This window comes from Rickettsia endosymbiont of Seladonia tumulorum (genome assembly GCF_964030815.1).
Classification (GTDB): Bacteria; Pseudomonadota; Alphaproteobacteria; order Rickettsiales; family Rickettsiaceae; genus Rickettsia.
Genome location: NZ_OZ034963.1, coordinates 1283725 through 1299039 on the forward strand (window position 1 = coordinate 1283725; position 15315 = coordinate 1299039).

The window sequence follows — 15315 nt, forward strand, 5'->3', positions numbered from 1 at the left end:
AAATGAATTATGCTTTATCTTCCACGATAATCGTCTCTTCTCTGCTTTTGAGCAGCTGCTGTTTTTCCACTAACAAAATCCTTATGGGCTTGCTGATTTTTTGCATAAGCTTGATCGCTTTGATGCTTATTAAAATTATCTTTTTTGGTAGCTTGTGTATATCGATCTTTTATTTTATTTAAGCGTCTCATTGCATCTTTGTCTAGTTTAACACCAGCGTCTTTTGCCTTTGCTTCTATTTTTAATGCTTGTTCATAACCTTTTTTTGCTTTGTTCTTAAGTGCATTTGGTATTGTAGATTTTTGTTCTGAAGATGTGTATGTTTTACTACCTGTTGTTTTATTAAAAAATGGATTTACCTTTTCATTTTTAATATTTTTTATTATTTTTCCGGCTTTTTTTGCATCAAATTTTTCTACCATAACTTCCTCCAAAAATATAAGTTGAAATATACCTATAGTTGCATATCTTAGATTTTAAAGAAAGTTAATAGTTATGATATATTACAAAAAAGTTAAAAAATTTATATAATGTACTATAAAAATCTCATTACTTCTTCTGCGATGATCAATTCTTCATTTGTAGGTAAGGCGAAAACTTTAACCTTACTGTTTTCTGTACTTATTATATACTCGTTTTTTTGATTTTTTGCATCATCTATTTTAATACCGAGCCATAAAAGTTTATCGCTAATCATGTCACGTATTATAGCGGAATTCTGACCGACACCGGCAGTAAAGATTAAGCAATCAAGCCCCTCTAGAGCAGCCGCAAACTTAGCATCAGGATTATTACTTGCAAGCAAAGTACGCATATCGGAACTTTCGCCCGATATGCCGAGCAATCCAGATTTTTTATATAGTAAATCGGTTATTTCTGCGGTGGTCATTTTTTCATGATCCAAAAGATATAGCACAACTCCAGGATCAAGGCTACCTGTTCTAGTTCCCATCATCACTCCATCAAGTACGCTAAAACCCATAGAACTAGCTAGACTTATACCATTTTTGATTGCACATAAACTACTACCGCTTCCTAAATGAGCTATGATAGTTTTTTCAGGTAAATCTTTTTGGGTCATTTCTTTAAAATGGCTGCTAACATATTTATATGATAAGCCGTGGAAACCATAACGAATAACCCCTTTATCATAATATTTTTTTGGTAAGCCGAAAGCTTTTGCGATTGGTGGGTTGGTAAAGTGAAATGATGTATCAAAACAAGCTATATGATGGACTGCTTTGTATTTTTGGAGGAATAAATCTAATACTTTTAAATTATATGGTTGATGCAAAGGGCTTAAAGGGATTAACGCTTTTAAATCTTCACTAATTTTATGATCAATAAGAACGGGTTTATTGAAATTTTTTCCTCCATGGACAATTCTATGACCGGTAGCAATCAAATGTAAATCTTTCTGATTTCTCCACCAACTTTCAAAAAGCTCAATCATCGCTGAAATAGCATCGCCATTAATTTCAGTAATAGATTCCTGCTTCTTATTTATATGAAATACTATTTTAGTATCATTTTTTTCTAAAAAAATATTATAAATTTTATCTTTTATTTTCGTATCTTTAGTTTCAAAAACGGAAATTTTTAGACTAGACGAACCGGCATTAGCTATTAAAATAACATCTTTCATGCTAACTACCTTTCATTTGTACATGCAACTTAGCTTTAGAATGGTTATAAATAAACGAAGCAAGTACACAAGAAATCACACGCATATCCATAGGGTCGGATCTGCTGGTTAAAATAATCGGCACTTTAGCTCCAAGTACGATACCAGCCATAACTGCTTGACCTAAATATTTAAGCTGCTTTGCAAGCATATTACACGACTCAAGATCCGGCACCACTAATATATCAGCATTCCCTGAAACAGATGAGCTAATACCTTTCGCCTCTGCTGCAAATAAAGATATAGCATTGTCAAAAGCAAGAGGACCATCCACTATAGCATTGGTGATTTGTCCACGATCTGCCATCTTAGATAGGCTAGCTGCATCAAGAGTAGTGGGGATTGCGGAAGTAACAGTCTCAACAGCCGATAATACTGCAACTCTAACCTGCTTATCTTCTTTTAGGATATGCATTAAATCTATAGCATTCTGCACTATATCACGCTTGTCCTCTAAGGTAGGGCGGATATTAATAGCAGCATCGGTAATGATAAAAGGTTTAGGGAAAGTTGCCACTGCCATTAAGAAAGCATGGCTTATTCGGCGTTCGGTACGTAAGCCGTTTTCTTTATGAACTACCGCTGACATAAGCTCGTCAGTATGTAGCGATCCTTTCATAATGGCAGCAACTTCTCTTTTCTTTGCAAGCTCTACAGCTTTTTTTGCTGCATCGTGACTATGCTCAACATTAATAACCTGATAATTAGCAAGGTCGACATTATTAACTTTTGCCACTGCCTCAATTTTATGCTGCGGTCCAATCAAAACAGGCGTTATTACACCAAATTGTGCCGCTCTAACTGCCCCAAGTAATGACTCTTTGTCAATAGGACGAACTACTGCTGTTTTGACAGGCTTGAAACCATCCGCTCTAACTAGCAAATTAATAAAATGTTTGGCTGCTTCATCAAAATCAGGGTCGTTAATTTCTTTCGGAGGGGTATAGGAAGTACCTAATTTTTTGGCTAAGATTGCGTCTAAAAACGTCTTATTTATTATGTGTTGCTTCTTCATACAAAACCCTTAATAATTAGTAACTAATTTAATTAAATAATATATAGACCAATTAATAAAGAGAAAATTGAAGAAGTTTTTTAATGGGGTATTTATAAGTAGTATTCAAGCCACAGTAGATATAAGATGTTGGGATACGGCGGGGATGGTGCGTGTGGCAACTTTTCGTCATTGTGAGGATGGGCGAAGCCTGCTCTGTCATCCCGTGGCTTGACCACGGGATCCAGAAAAACAACTAGAAATATCAATATCCTCGGTATCCAGAAAATAATAAAAAATACTAATTTTATTAGTATTTTTAACTGGATCCCGTGAATAAATCACGGGATGACAGGGGGAGAATGATCCACGCAACAATGTCCTCCGTGATCCCGCCATGAAATCTAATAATCTTTACACAGAAAACCTACTTAATGACATTACTTAAAGAAGAGACAATCGGCATATCCAAACCATATCTCTCTATCAACTCCAAAACGAACTTTATCGCCTCTCTTCCCTCTACTAGCTCTGTATATTCTTGTAAAAATTTCTGTTTGTCTTTACTTATGCCAAACTCATAACCAAATTTTGTATTACGTGAGTCCATCGAGTAGCAAGTTAGCACTAAATCACCAACTACACCAGCTTCTAGCAAAATATTTACATCATTTTTCAAGCCACCTAAAGCTTTGGACAATATCGCTATTTCTTTTAAGGCAGATACGATTAGGGTTGCTCTTGCATTTTCGCCCTGCTCTTTTGCCATATCAATCCCGCTTTTAATGGCAAAAATATTTTTTAAAGCTCCTGCTACTTGTAATGTTATAACGTCATTAGTAGTACTAGTAATGAAAGCTTCTGAAGATAGATTATAAGATATTTTATTTGCCAAATCTATATCTAAGCTTGCAATAGTTACAGAAGCAAGTAACCCCTTTGCTAGCTCTTTTGCTAAATTCGGACCAGATAAAAATGCTATAGGGTTATTTGGTAATAAAGTTTTAAGCCTATCAGAAAACAATTCAGTAGGATTACGTGCAAAACCTTTTGTGGTAATTAAAAGAATATTATCGTTTGAGATATGAGTTTTTAATAATTTTATTGCCTCATCAAAAGCGTAAGACGGCACTGCAATAATAATTAGCTCAAAATCTTTAATTTTATCTAGATTAGTGGTAGCTTGTAGATTAGAAAGTAGTTTGATATTACCTAAATATTTCGTGTTAGTTTTCTTATCTATTATTTCCTTTGCTATTTCTTCATTACGCAAAAATAAGGTAACATCCTCGCAAACCCTAGCTGCAATGGCTGCAAGGCTTGTGCCGAAACTCCCCCCTCCATATACCGCAATATTTTTAAACCTGTTCATGATTTTTATTTTTTTATTTGGAGGGGGCTAATATCTGTCATCCCGTGGCGGAGTTATTGCATGGATCGAAAAACGCTCTCGGTGTCATACCGTGGCTTGGGAACTAGATCCAGAAAAAATACAAATAAAAAGCTCGATTTATCTCGCTTTATGCTGGATCCCGTGGTCAAGCCACGGGATGACTACCTTAGGACGTTTTTCGATCCACGCAACAATACCCCTACGAGGCGACACTAAAGTTACTGGATTCCTGCCGCAGCTAGGAATGACATAAGAGCTGACGATAACGCCTAACCATTCAGTAAATCCAGCATAGTTTTGCCGATATCCGCAGGTGATCTTGTAATAGTTACGCCGGCACTTTGTAGAGCTTCGAGCTTATCTTCAGCACTACCTTTTCCGCCAGCAATAATAGCACCAGCATGTCCCATTCTTTTACCTGGAGGGGCAGTAATACCTGCTATAAAGCTTACTATAGGTTTTTTGATTTTTGAATGCTTGATAAAATCAGCTGCATTTTCTTCTGCGTCACCACCAATTTCACCAATCATAATAATTGCTTTTGTTTCGTCATCTTGTAAAAACATATCAATGCAATCTACAAAATTAGTGCCATTAACGGGATCGCCCCCAATACCGACACATGTAGATTGACCAAGCCCTACAGCTGTTGTTTGTGCTACTGCTTCATAAGTTAAAGTACCTGATCTTGAAACAATACCTATAGAACCTTTTCTATGAATATGTCCTGGCATGATACCTATTTTACATTCATCAGGTGTTATAATGCCTGGGCAGTTAGGACCGATTAATCTTGTTTTAGAACCGACTAAAGCACGTTTTACTCTGACCATATCAAGCACCGGAATTCCTTCCGTAATACATACGACTATTTCAATTCCAGCATCAATTGCTTCTAATATTGAATCGGCTGCAAAGGGAGGTGGTACATAAATAACGCTAGCATTAGCGCCGGTTTTGGCTTTTGCTTCATGCACAGTGTTATATATCGGTAAGTCTAGGTGAGTTTTACCGCCTTTACCTGGTGTCACCCCACCGACCATTTTAGTACCATAAGCTATTGCTTGCTCGGAGTGGAAAGTACCTTGTGAACCCGTAAAACCCTGACAGATTACTTTGGTTTTTTTATTAACTAATATTGCCATCTTTGATAACTACTTATTATTTTTAAATTTGTTTTTGTACAATCGTCATTGCGAGGAGCGAAGCGACGTGGCAATCTTATGAAACAGAAAATAACTCCTGAGATTGCCACGTTCCTTTTAGTCGCTCGCAATGACCGCAAAAATTGACCTTTTTGTATTTTTTATTACTGGATCCCGTGGACAAGCCACGGGATGACATTATTACCTGATAGCCTCAACTATCTTACTAGCCGCATCAGCCAAATCATGAGCCGGTATTATTTCTAAACCTGAATTAGATAAAATCTCTTTACCTTTTTCAACATTTGTACCAGCTAAGCGGACTACTAGCGGCACTTTTATACCTATATCTTTTGCGGCTGCGATAATTCCTTCTGCTATAATATCGCAACGCATGATACCACCGAAAATATTAACTAAAATACCTTTTACTTCTTTATCAGATAAAATTATTTTTAAGGCCTCTTTCACACGTTCACGATCAGCTCCGCCGCCAACGTCCAAGAAGTTTGCAGGTGTTGCACCATAAAGCTTAATAATATCCATTGTTGCCATAGCAAGCCCTGCACCATTTACCATACAGCCGATACTGCCATCCATTTTCACATAGCTAAGACCAGCATCAGCTGCTCTTGTTTCTAGCGGATCTTCTTCATCTTGATCACGCAGTGCCATAATTTCAGGATGCTTAAATAGACCATTATCATCAAAGGTAAATTTTGCATCTAACGCTAATAAATTGCCCTCTTTATTCACAATTAACGGATTAATCTCAATTTGTGCTGCATCTGTTTCAATAAAAGCTTTGTAAGTTGCTTTTACTATTTCTTTCATTTGCTTTACTTGATGGTCTTTAAAACCTAATTCATATGCTATTCCTTGAGCATGGAAATTTTGCAAGCCGGTAGCTGGATCAACTGAAAATTTGATGATTTTTTCAGGAGTTTTTTCTGCAACTTCTTCAATATCAACACCGCCTTCCGTAGAAGCTATAAAGGTAATGCAGCTAGCTGATCTATCAAATATGACACTAAAATAATATTCCTTTAAAATATCACAACCTGATTCAATATAAAGACGATTTACTTTCTGACCTTGTGGTCCTGTTTGGTGTGTGACTAAATTAATACCGAACATATCATGAGCAACTTTTTTTGCTTCCTCTTTACTCTTAACAACCTTAACACCGCCGGCTTTACCTCTACCACCAGCATGTATTTGTGCCTTAACTACATAAACCTTTGTATTTAGCTCATCAATCGCTGCATTAATACTTTCGGTTTTCGTAATCACTACCCCAGTTGAAGTAGGCACACCGTATTTTCTTAAAATCTCTTTTGCTTGATATTCGTGAATATTCATAAATAATTTATTTTATTATTGTTATTAATTTAAATTTCTACTTAAGGATAAGATGCACTTTTAATTTCTTGTACTATCTCTTTATCAAAACTAACAAAGTTATTAACGCTATTTGTCTCTCCTTCGGAAATAATCATATAATCAGCAAAATCTGCTTTACCTTTTATATATTTTTCAGCTGCCGATATTATTATATCTTGATGTCCGATAATAAAACCAGAATTATCAATAAGATTTATAATTGCATCATAAATTTCTTGGCGTGTAAACTTTTTTACTTTTAACACCCATGCAAATTCAAGTATTGCATATGAGGAAATAAAGATTTTATGATTAACATGATTTTTCAGAAAATTTTGAGCAGTCTTAGCCTGTACTTCATCATCTTCAAGGAAAGTACGAGTTAAAATATTAGTGTCAATCCCTATCATTTTCGATAACCGCAATACTAATAGCTTCATCTACGTCAGTTGGACCATTTTTAGCTTTGTGTTTACCTTTACCAAAAAAACTAAAAATATCCTTTTTTATAGGAAGCAATTCTAATGTTTCGTTTTTCTTGTAATTAATAATTACTTCAGAACCTGAATGCAAACCAAGCTTATTTCTTATATATTTAGGTATAACTACTTGCCCTTTTGAAGAAACTATTACTCTAGCACTTTTGCTCATAATACTAATATAGTAAGTTATGTAATCTTACTTATATAAAACATAGTTTTGTATATATGTCAATAAATTTATGATTAAATTAACTATTCCACATCCTCTTAAGTACATTATCCTTTCTAATAAAATGATGATAAAACGCAGCTAGTATATGAAGAATAATCAGAGCAGTAAATAATAAAGCTGCTTTTTGGTGGATTTTTTTGCAGATTTTGGCGAATTGTAAATCTTGGGTAAAAGATTGTATAGTAAACAAGCCGTAAAAATCTATATGATGATTTGACAAAATGGTCATAAGAAAGCCGCTTATCGGCATTAATATCATTAAAAGATATAAGAGATTTATGTTAATGGTGGCAACTTTCTTTTGCCAGTTTGGTAAATCAGCAGGTAGTAAGACAGTAGTATTATAAAATCTCCATAAAAGCCTTAATATAACTAGAGTTAAAATTAGCACTCCGGTTGCTTCATGTAAGCCAAATATTTGCCATTTTAAAGGCGGCTCTATGTAATCATCCATTAAAAAACCAGCAATAAGCATTAATATAACCATAATACTCATAATCCAGTGGAAAAGTTTAGCAATCAACCCATAAGAATTTTCAGTATTCGTAAGTAGCATAATGGTACTCTATTTATGTTATAAGGTCATTGCATGGCTTGGGGAGAGTCATTGCGAGGAGCGAAGCGACGTGGCAATCTTGTGAAGCAAAACTCCTGAGATTGCTTCGTCAAAACTTACAGTTTTTCCTCGCAATGACGTAGCCGTATTACTCTCCAACTGCCTTACCTATTATCTTCTCTGCTTCCGCTCCGTTTAGATTCTCTTGATCATTCAAAATTAAATTAGCATTTTTTAGATCATCGCCAATTTCTTCAGCACGTCCTTTTAAGATTTTAGCTAAAAATTGTTCGGCAAGAGCGTAATATGATATTCTATTACTAGGTTTTGCAAAGCCGTGGCCTTCATCTTTATAGAGTGCATAAACTACCGGTATGTGCTTTGCTTTCATAGCATTTACGATTTGATCGGATTCTGCTTGCACGACTCTCACATCATGAGCTCCTTGGGCTATGAATAAAGGCTTTTTGATATTATCAACAAAATTAATCGGTGATCTTTGTCTTAAAAACTCTTTTTCCTCTTCAGTATCCCAAGGACCTATACGTGTTTTATATATACTTAATAATGGAGTCAAATATGGGGCTTTAGTTTGTACATGAGTTAATAAATTAGACATACCAACAACATCAACTCCGCAAGCAAACACATCAGGTGTCATAGTAAGACCAACTAGCGTTGTATAACCGCCGTAACTTCCACCCATAATCCCTATTTTATCAGCTTCTGCTATATTATTATTAATAGCCCAATTTACACCATCAATTAAATCAGTATGCATTTTACCGGCATATTCTAAATTTCCAGCATTAAGAAAATCTTTACCAAAGCCAGTAGAACCACGATAATTAATACTTAAAACTGCATAGCCACGATTAGCAAGCCATTGATGCTCCGGATCGTACCCCCAACTATCACGTGCCCATGGACCACCGTGAACATTAATTATTAGCGGAACTTTTTTATCAGGAATATTATTTTCATCAAGTTTCATATCATTTGGGAAAGTAATATAACTAACCAAATCAAAACCATCACGTGACTTAATAATTACCGGTATCATTTTAGCAAGTTTATATTGCTCTAATTCTTTACGGTTAGTAAATAAAAACTCAGCTTTTTTATTAGTGCGATCATATTTATAATATTTCACTGGTGAATTATCACTATTATAAGCTATGATCCAAGTTTTATCATCAAGTGTTCGACTATTAATAATCAAATCACCACGATCAAGATTTTGCAAATATTTGATATCATCTTCAATATCTTTATCTAATATTTTGTATGATACCATATCGTAATTTATTGATACTGCTTGCGGTGTTTGTTTGGTAGGATGTACAGCAAATAAACCAATATCAGCTTTTGAATCTTCTGCTAATATTTCTGAACTATTGGTAGCTAAATTTATAGCTTTAAGGGCTGAAGTATTACGATCACGCCCCTCTAGCATATATAAAGTTTCACCACTAGTATCAAAACCAAGTATAGCGGTATTAAACGAATCTTCCATTGATATTTTGGTAAATAGCTGAGGCTTGCCGTCTTTTAATTCGTAATATTCAACAGCACCATCTTTATCTAATAAACTACCAAATCTTAAATTTAAATTTTCATCTGTTACAAAATTGGTAAATTTATCATTTTGATAAATCAGTTCTTTTTCTAAAGTATCTAGATTTAATTTATAAATATCAAAATATTCAGGATTACGCTCATTTGAATCTATTAATATTTCATTTGGCTTTTTGTAGCTTAGTCCAACTAGCCCAGCCTTTACTCCCTTTTCCGGAGTAAGTAACTTTGTCTCTTTTGTTTCTATATTATAACTATAAATTCGGTCATTTTCATCGCCGTTAAAATCTTGAGTGTATAAAATATTTTTATTGTTATAAGCTTTAGCATAAGACCATATACCACGACCTTTATCATGCGTTATTGCCTCTGCCTTACTAATATCATCACTTGGGGCTAACCAAATATTTAGCACGCCGTCTTTTGGTGCAATATATAAGATATATTTACCGTCATGGGTTAATGACACTCTTGCCTTGTCAGGATTACCGAACAGAACTTTACGAGGGATTATTTGGTTATCATCACCTATTATTGTAGATTTATTTTGAAACATAAAAAAGACACCTATTATTAGTATAGTGCCTATAATATAGAATAATTTGTTCATTACTAATAGTTTATTATTGTTATTTATATGTTGCGTGGATACCAAATCGTCATTGCGAGCGAATGAAATGAGCGTGGCAATCTTATGAAGCAGGACTCCTGAGATTGCCACGTCGATGCGTTGCATCTCCTCGCAATGACGGCAAAAACTACACTTTTTCAATATTGCTTAAAAACCAATCTACTTCCTTGGTATTAGCATTACGGGTAAATGTCCATTCTTCTTTTAGTTCCTCTATTTTGTCAACTACGTTTTTACCTTGGAATAGTAATTTAATAAATATGTTGTTGCCAAATGTATAAATTTCAGAATATTTAGCGTTTAAAGCCGTTGAGTCGAAAAAATTACCATAAGAAGCAGATATTTTTTCAAATTCTTCTAAAAATCTTTTATCAACTAATTCAGCAAGTTCTTCTGTTTGGTTTTTATAAGCAGCTTCTATAATCATTTGGAAAGCGATTTTAGCGTTGTTTATAAATTTAATAGGTTGAAATGTATTAAGACGTTTATGCACTGTTTCCATACCATCTACAACTGCCGTTATATTCTGTTCTACTATCAAATTTTTAAAAGTTTTAATATCTTGTGCGGTTGGTAGATCTTTTTCTTCTTCATATGATTTATTAGAACTGTTTGTTACATCTTTAATAACTGGTTCACCAAAATAAGATTTTTGTTTTGCTGGATCATCATCCGAAGTAGCACCAAGCGTCGTAATTAGCTTATTAATAATAAAAAAAGCAATACCAGCAAAAATTAATAGCTCGATTATTTGAGGAGACATTCTACTTACTCTAAAAGATTATCTTTTCATTTTAATACAAAAAAACAATCTTTGAAAGTTATTTATGGAAATAAGGCTTTATTTTTTATAAAAATTAATAGATTTTTATACTAAAAATGTAAAAACATTAAGAAATAATATGGGTATACTTATAGTTTAAAAAAATACTAAAAAGTAACTAAAAGCACTTGATTATTTTAATTACTGTTGATAGTATGTAAAACGTGAATGATGTTTAAACTCCATTATTGCAAAACAGCTTATTAAGCCTTTAGTGCATACTTTATGCTAGGGGACTGCTGCACTAAGTATTTTTACTTAATGCAGTGGATAATTATTGTTTTCAATGATTGAGTTTATCCCCTAGCACCTGTGCCTATCTAAAATATATCCCATTTTTAACAATTATATATTATTAGTATCCTTTAGTAGTTGCTCTACCTTTAAGGCATTGTCAAATCCGTGATCGTAATGAAATCTTATATCGGGTGAGTATTTCATATTTATCTTGCCTGTTACAAAATTTCTGATAGCATTTTTGGAATTATTTAGGCTTTCGGTAATTTCTTGAGGCGTTAGTTTAGTGTTAAAAGGTAGAAAATAGCAATTGGCTATTTTTAAATCGGCAGTAACTATAATTTTTGTTATCGTAAGAGGACAATCGTAAAGTCTAGGATCAAGCATTTTACCACGATGTAAAATCTCAATTAATGCTTCATTTATTATACTTGCTACTTTTTGCTGTCTATGAGAATTTTCTGAAGTTAATTTTTTCATGGCTATTTTATAATATATATAGTTCTGCAATATAATAGCAGGCTTTTGCTAAACAACCAAGCCCCAAAAATTTTGAAAATTTTGTTTTAAAAAAACCAGAAAATAAGGAAATAAAGCTTCCCCAAAAAGGAAACGCCATCAGAAGAAGTATAAATATCTCATATTTATAAAAAAGTTGTGCTAAATTTTTATGCCTTAAGATATTTTGTTCATTTTTAGAAGAGTAGAAAATATTTAAAGCACATTTACCAAAAATATAATTAACTATATTACCACCAAGAGAAGCACAAGTAGCTACTATAAACATTATAGGGTAACTATAGTTACCAAACATTTTCATAGAATGAAAAATTAATTCACGCTGAAAACCGATGAATAAGTTTGAGACAAAACTATCAACAAATAATAAACTAAATGCTTCAAATTGTTCCATAAATACTGTAATGTTTTTAAATTATTTATAATTAAACATCAAAAAATAGTAATCAGCAATGAAAAAACAAATTATATACCCAGATTTTATAGCACGTATTTTTTCTACGGCACTTGATTTATCGTTATTTGCTTTCATAGCAATCCCAATTTTACAATTTTGTTTCTTTTATCTAATGGTTTTTTTCTACCGTGATTATTTCCAGAGCTATAATATTGACTTGCATAATCAAAGCGAGGTGCTTAAATCTGTTATGAGTCAAGAATTTTATGAATATCTTAAAGCAGGAAATTTTAATAAATACATTTTATTTAATGTTTCAATTTTACTAATTAATTTAACAGTGATAGGTTCATATTTTATAGGTTTTTGGTATTATAAAGGAGCAACCATTGGCAAAATATTTATGCGTATGAAAATAGTAGATGCAAACGACTTTAACCGTCCGACCCTTAAACAGTTAATTAAACGATTCCTTGGATATATGACATTTCCGATCGGTATTTTCTTTATACTTTTCTCTTCTCAAAAACAAGCATTACATGATAAAATAGCTGGAACTGTCGTAATAAAGGCTTAATATGAACGATAATAATAACGAGATAGACCAGCTAATTTACCTATTTTCTAAGCTTCCTGGACTTGGTAGCAGATCAGCAAGACGTATAGTATTATATTTACTGCAAGACAAGGATGTAAGGCTAAAAACTCTTATCAATAATCTTACAGAAATAGATAAGAAAATAGTAAAATGTCAGGTCTGTGGTAATATGGATACTGAAAATATTTGCGGTATCTGCACATCTGAATATCGAGATAAATCAGTTATTGCAATAGTTGAAACTGTTGCTGAATTATGGGCAATGGAGCGTAGTGGTAATTTCAAAGGATTATATCACGTGCTTGGTCATAATTTATCAGCAGCTAGCAGACAGAACCCTAGTATCTTGAGGTTACCGGAACTACTTGACAGATGCTTTAAGGAAAATATTAAAGAAGTCATTATCGCAACTAACTCTACTTTAGAGGGGCAAACTACTGCTTATTTTATTACAGAATATCTAAAAGACCATCCCGCAAAAATCTCTCGCCTCGCTAGCGGCATACCTATCGGTGGTGAACTTGATTATCTAGACGAGGGAACTTTATCTGCTGCTATCAACCTAAGGCAACCTTTTGAGTAAGTTCAAAAGCTTCATGAAATTCTAAATTATGCTCTCCAACAAACTTTATTACATCTTTATGATTACCAAAGTGATCAAAATTTATTAATAACTCACCTTGGGGATTAGTATTTAATATATTTGTATATAAACGATTACCGCCATTAATTTTGATTTCAACAGCATTTTCCTTGAGAAATTTAACTCCATTATTTCCCTGCTGTTTGTAAATTATGCCTTTTTCTAACGCATTGATAAATTCATTATATTGAGTACTATCGCATTTTATATCTGTGCTAATTCTTCCATAACAATCAAGTCCTTTATATTTACCTAAAGAAATAGCATCGTTTTTATTAATCTCTCCTTCTTTAATTAGCCACTTACTAACATTACTATTTGTATTATTAATAGCATGACGTAAATTAAGCTCTTTTATTGATCGATAATATTTATGAGTATTTTGTATATCATTAATGAAGTCTTTTTCATATTTTTCATGTAATAATACACTATATTCTTGGATTTTTTCTTGATTGTTAATTAATTCAGCAGCACTAAGACCAATCTCTATAGCACTATAGTTTTGAGGTTCAAGCAGTAATATTTCTTCAATTTTTTCTAAGGCTAATTTATATTGTTCATCTGCGACTAAACAGCTACTGACCTGAATCACTAAATCTATAGCATCTTCTTGTGATAAATCAAACTTACTTCTTAGTTCTTCTATATGAACTTCGCTTATATATTCGACAGGAGTTAATAAAAACCTAGTTTTTTCTATATATGGAGTTATTATATTTTTAGGTATTTTTTTGGCAAATTGTGCTGCTAATTCATATTGTTTGGTATAAATAGCAGTTGTAAACGATAATACTGCGTAATCAATAACCTTATCAATCTCAATTAATTCTTCTTTCAAGTTTTCATAATTTGAGTCTCTTTCAGAATCATTATAGCTATTAAATTTAGCAATATATTCAAAACAACGAAATTGACTTTTGCTTGTCGCAGGTAATTCATCCTGATTAATTGAATTTAGTTTTATAGCACTAATCTCAGCTAAATCTAAACTCATCTCCATTAAAATTTTTAAATCTTTTGGGGAATTTTTTGTTAAATCCTTAGCCTTGTCTAATTTTTGTTGTGTTAAATAAATATTAAATAAGTTATAGAGAGCATCTTTATCGTCAGGTTCGGTTTTTAAAAAATGTAAAAGTTGTTTTTCAGCTAATGACAAATTTCCTACATTAAAATATGCTAATGATAAATTAAAACGGCAAAAAATAATGCCCTCCTCTTCCGGTATCACATTATTTTTTATAGTTAATAATTTAGGTTCAAGTAATGTTATTATCTCTTCATCTTTTTCAAACTCAAGTAATACGTTAGTAAGAGTGGCTAGAACATTAAAATCTTCTGCTATTGTATCTGCTAATTGTTTAATAATATCAAATTGAAATTCAGGTTTTATAAAATGTACAATTTCTATAATAAAATGAAACGCTGTTTTATATTTCTCTTGATCTATAGTATTTAATAAATTTAAAACTATATGTCCCGTCTTGAATATATCTACAGATACTGCTTCCATTAATTGAATATTTTGTTCTATAGCGGCTAAATAAAAACTGCTTTTTTTAGCAAGAAAGTTGTTAAAAATTTTATCTTGTAAGCAAGAAGAATTAGAAAAAGATTTATATTCAAAAAATATAACTGATTTAGAAAATTTATGTTCTAAATATGAACCATCTTCACTAATTTCATAATCTATAAACAATTTATGGTTTTTAAGTTTTTCATAAGGGTAATTTTCTAATAAACATTTTAGAAGATTATTTTTTTTATTAGCTATTCTTGTAATAGCTAAATTAGCAAATTCTAAAGCTAATTCTGGAGCATTTAAGTTTTGGATTATTCTCAAATAATCTTTAAAATCAATTTCTTTTAACATACATTTATATAATTCTATAAATTTATTTTGCAAATTGCTTTTGAATATTTGAGCTTTATTATCTTGATTAGGTAAACATAAAAAATCTTTTTCTTGAATAAGTCTAAAAGAATTTATTTTTCCTTCCATATTTTTTTACATTAAAAT

General features: G+C 32.4%; 16 protein-coding genes. 2 read left to right on the forward strand and 14 right to left on the reverse strand.

Going from position 1 to position 15315, the window contains the following annotated elements; all coding sequences use genetic code 11:
- Window positions 1–14: 14 nt before the first annotated feature.
- From AAHF54_RS06440 to AAHF54_RS06505, 13 genes are all read right to left on the reverse strand, one after another.
- A complete protein-coding gene (locus AAHF54_RS06440) occupies window positions 15–422 on the reverse strand; it encodes a hypothetical protein (RefSeq protein WP_341788434.1) in 408 nt (135 codons plus the stop codon).
- Window positions 423–535: 113 nt separating this feature from the next.
- Entirely contained in the window at window positions 536–1645 is a 1110-nt protein-coding gene (locus AAHF54_RS06445) for an acetate/propionate family kinase (protein ID WP_341788435.1), read from the reverse strand.
- 1 nt (window position 1646) lies between these two features.
- Entirely contained in the window at window positions 1647–2699 is a 1053-nt protein-coding gene (locus tag AAHF54_RS06450) for a phosphate acetyltransferase (protein WP_341788436.1), read from the reverse strand.
- Window positions 2700–3105: 406 nt separating this feature from the next.
- On the reverse strand, window positions 3106–4050 hold the full coding sequence (locus AAHF54_RS06455; protein WP_341788437.1) for an NAD(P)H-dependent glycerol-3-phosphate dehydrogenase: 945 nt from the start codon (window positions 4048–4050) through the stop codon (window positions 3106–3108).
- A gap of 290 nt (window positions 4051–4340) precedes the next feature.
- Entirely contained in the window at window positions 4341–5216 is an 876-nt protein-coding gene (gene sucD / locus AAHF54_RS06465; RefSeq protein ID WP_341788439.1) for a succinate--CoA ligase subunit alpha, read from the reverse strand.
- A gap of 201 nt (window positions 5217–5417) precedes the next feature.
- Window positions 5418–6578: an ADP-forming succinate--CoA ligase subunit beta gene (gene sucC / locus AAHF54_RS06470; RefSeq protein WP_341788440.1), complete on the reverse strand. Its 1161-nt coding sequence runs from the start codon at window positions 6576–6578 to the stop codon at window positions 5418–5420.
- A 41-nt stretch (window positions 6579–6619) separates the two neighbouring features.
- On the reverse strand, window positions 6620–7009 hold the full coding sequence (locus AAHF54_RS06475; RefSeq protein WP_341788441.1) for a type II toxin-antitoxin system VapC family toxin: 390 nt from the start codon (window positions 7007–7009) through the stop codon (window positions 6620–6622).
- On the reverse strand, window positions 6996–7250 hold the full coding sequence (locus AAHF54_RS06480; protein WP_341788442.1) for an AbrB/MazE/SpoVT family DNA-binding domain-containing protein: 255 nt from the start codon (window positions 7248–7250) through the stop codon (window positions 6996–6998). Before AAHF54_RS06480 ends, AAHF54_RS06475 begins: the two co-directional genes overlap by 14 nt.
- Window positions 7251–7329: 79 nt before the next feature.
- Window positions 7330–7869: a cytochrome b gene (locus AAHF54_RS06485; RefSeq protein WP_341788443.1), complete on the reverse strand. Its 540-nt coding sequence runs from the start codon at window positions 7867–7869 to the stop codon at window positions 7330–7332.
- Between the two features lie 148 nt (window positions 7870–8017).
- Window positions 8018–10057 carry a S9 family peptidase gene (locus tag AAHF54_RS06490; RefSeq protein ID WP_342169957.1) on the reverse strand — a complete coding sequence of 680 codons (2040 nt, stop codon included), beginning with the start codon at window positions 10055–10057 and terminating at the stop codon, window positions 8018–8020.
- Window positions 10058–10205: 148 nt separating this feature from the next.
- Window positions 10206–10841, reverse strand: a complete 636-nt coding sequence (locus tag AAHF54_RS06495; RefSeq protein WP_341788445.1) for a Tim44 domain-containing protein — start codon at window positions 10839–10841, stop codon at window positions 10206–10208.
- 405 nt (window positions 10842–11246) lie between these two features.
- A complete protein-coding gene (gene rbfA, locus AAHF54_RS06500) occupies window positions 11247–11618 on the reverse strand; it encodes a 30S ribosome-binding factor RbfA (RefSeq protein WP_011477891.1) in 372 nt (123 codons plus the stop codon).
- A 7-nt stretch (window positions 11619–11625) separates the two neighbouring features.
- Entirely contained in the window at window positions 11626–12051 is a 426-nt protein-coding gene (locus tag AAHF54_RS06505; RefSeq protein ID WP_341788446.1) for a YqaA family protein, read from the reverse strand.
- A 58-nt stretch (window positions 12052–12109) separates the two neighbouring features.
- On the opposite strand from AAHF54_RS06505, the gene AAHF54_RS06510 reads away from it, so the two are divergent.
- Both AAHF54_RS06510 and recR read left to right on the forward strand, forming a co-directional pair.
- Window positions 12110–12631, forward strand: coding sequence for an RDD family protein (locus AAHF54_RS06510; RefSeq protein WP_011477893.1), 522 nt, complete (start codon window positions 12110–12112; stop codon window positions 12629–12631).
- A gap of 1 nt (window position 12632) precedes the next feature.
- Window positions 12633–13235, forward strand: coding sequence for a recombination mediator RecR (gene recR / locus AAHF54_RS06515; RefSeq protein WP_011477894.1), 603 nt, complete (start codon window positions 12633–12635; stop codon window positions 13233–13235).
- Here recR and AAHF54_RS06520 read toward each other — a convergent pair.
- Window positions 13210–15297, reverse strand: coding sequence for a hypothetical protein (locus tag AAHF54_RS06520; RefSeq protein WP_342169958.1), 2088 nt, complete (start codon window positions 15295–15297; stop codon window positions 13210–13212). The genes recR and AAHF54_RS06520 overlap by 26 nt on opposite strands.
- Window positions 15298–15315 lie beyond the last annotated feature (18 nt).

Coding starts and splice junctions, on each gene's coding strand:
- AAHF54_RS06480 (WP_341788442.1), bottom strand. CDS start 7,250: ATGAGCAAAAGTGCTAGAGTAATAGTTTCTTCAAAAGGGCAAGTAGTT.
- AAHF54_RS06520 (WP_342169958.1), bottom strand. CDS start 15,297: ATGGAAGGAAAAATAAATTCTTTTAGACTTATTCAAGAAAAAGATTTT.
- AAHF54_RS06475 (WP_341788441.1), bottom strand. CDS start 7,009: ATGATAGGGATTGACACTAATATTTTAACTCGTACTTTCCTTGAAGAT.
- AAHF54_RS06445 (WP_341788435.1), bottom strand. CDS start 1,645: ATGAAAGATGTTATTTTAATAGCTAATGCCGGTTCGTCTAGTCTAAAA.
- AAHF54_RS06455 (WP_341788437.1), bottom strand. CDS start 4,050: ATGAACAGGTTTAAAAATATTGCGGTATATGGAGGGGGGAGTTTCGGC.
- recR (WP_011477894.1), top strand. CDS start 12,633: ATGAACGATAATAATAACGAGATAGACCAGCTAATTTACCTATTTTCT.
- AAHF54_RS06450 (WP_341788436.1), bottom strand. CDS start 2,699: ATGAAGAAGCAACACATAATAAATAAGACGTTTTTAGACGCAATCTTA.
- AAHF54_RS06510 (WP_011477893.1), top strand. CDS start 12,110: ATGAAAAAACAAATTATATACCCAGATTTTATAGCACGTATTTTTTCT.
- AAHF54_RS06505 (WP_341788446.1), bottom strand. CDS start 12,051: ATGGAACAATTTGAAGCATTTAGTTTATTATTTGTTGATAGTTTTGTC.
- AAHF54_RS06485 (WP_341788443.1), bottom strand. CDS start 7,869: ATGCTACTTACGAATACTGAAAATTCTTATGGGTTGATTGCTAAACTT.
- AAHF54_RS06490 (WP_342169957.1), bottom strand. CDS start 10,057: ATGAACAAATTATTCTATATTATAGGCACTATACTAATAATAGGTGTC.
- AAHF54_RS06495 (WP_341788445.1), bottom strand. CDS start 10,841: ATGTCTCCTCAAATAATCGAGCTATTAATTTTTGCTGGTATTGCTTTT.
- sucC (WP_341788440.1), bottom strand. CDS start 6,578: ATGAATATTCACGAATATCAAGCAAAAGAGATTTTAAGAAAATACGGT.
- rbfA (WP_011477891.1), bottom strand. CDS start 11,618: ATGAAAAAATTAACTTCAGAAAATTCTCATAGACAGCAAAAAGTAGCA.
- AAHF54_RS06440 (WP_341788434.1), bottom strand. CDS start 422: ATGGTAGAAAAATTTGATGCAAAAAAAGCCGGAAAAATAATAAAAAAT.
- sucD (WP_341788439.1), bottom strand. CDS start 5,216: ATGGCAATATTAGTTAATAAAAAAACCAAAGTAATCTGTCAGGGTTTT.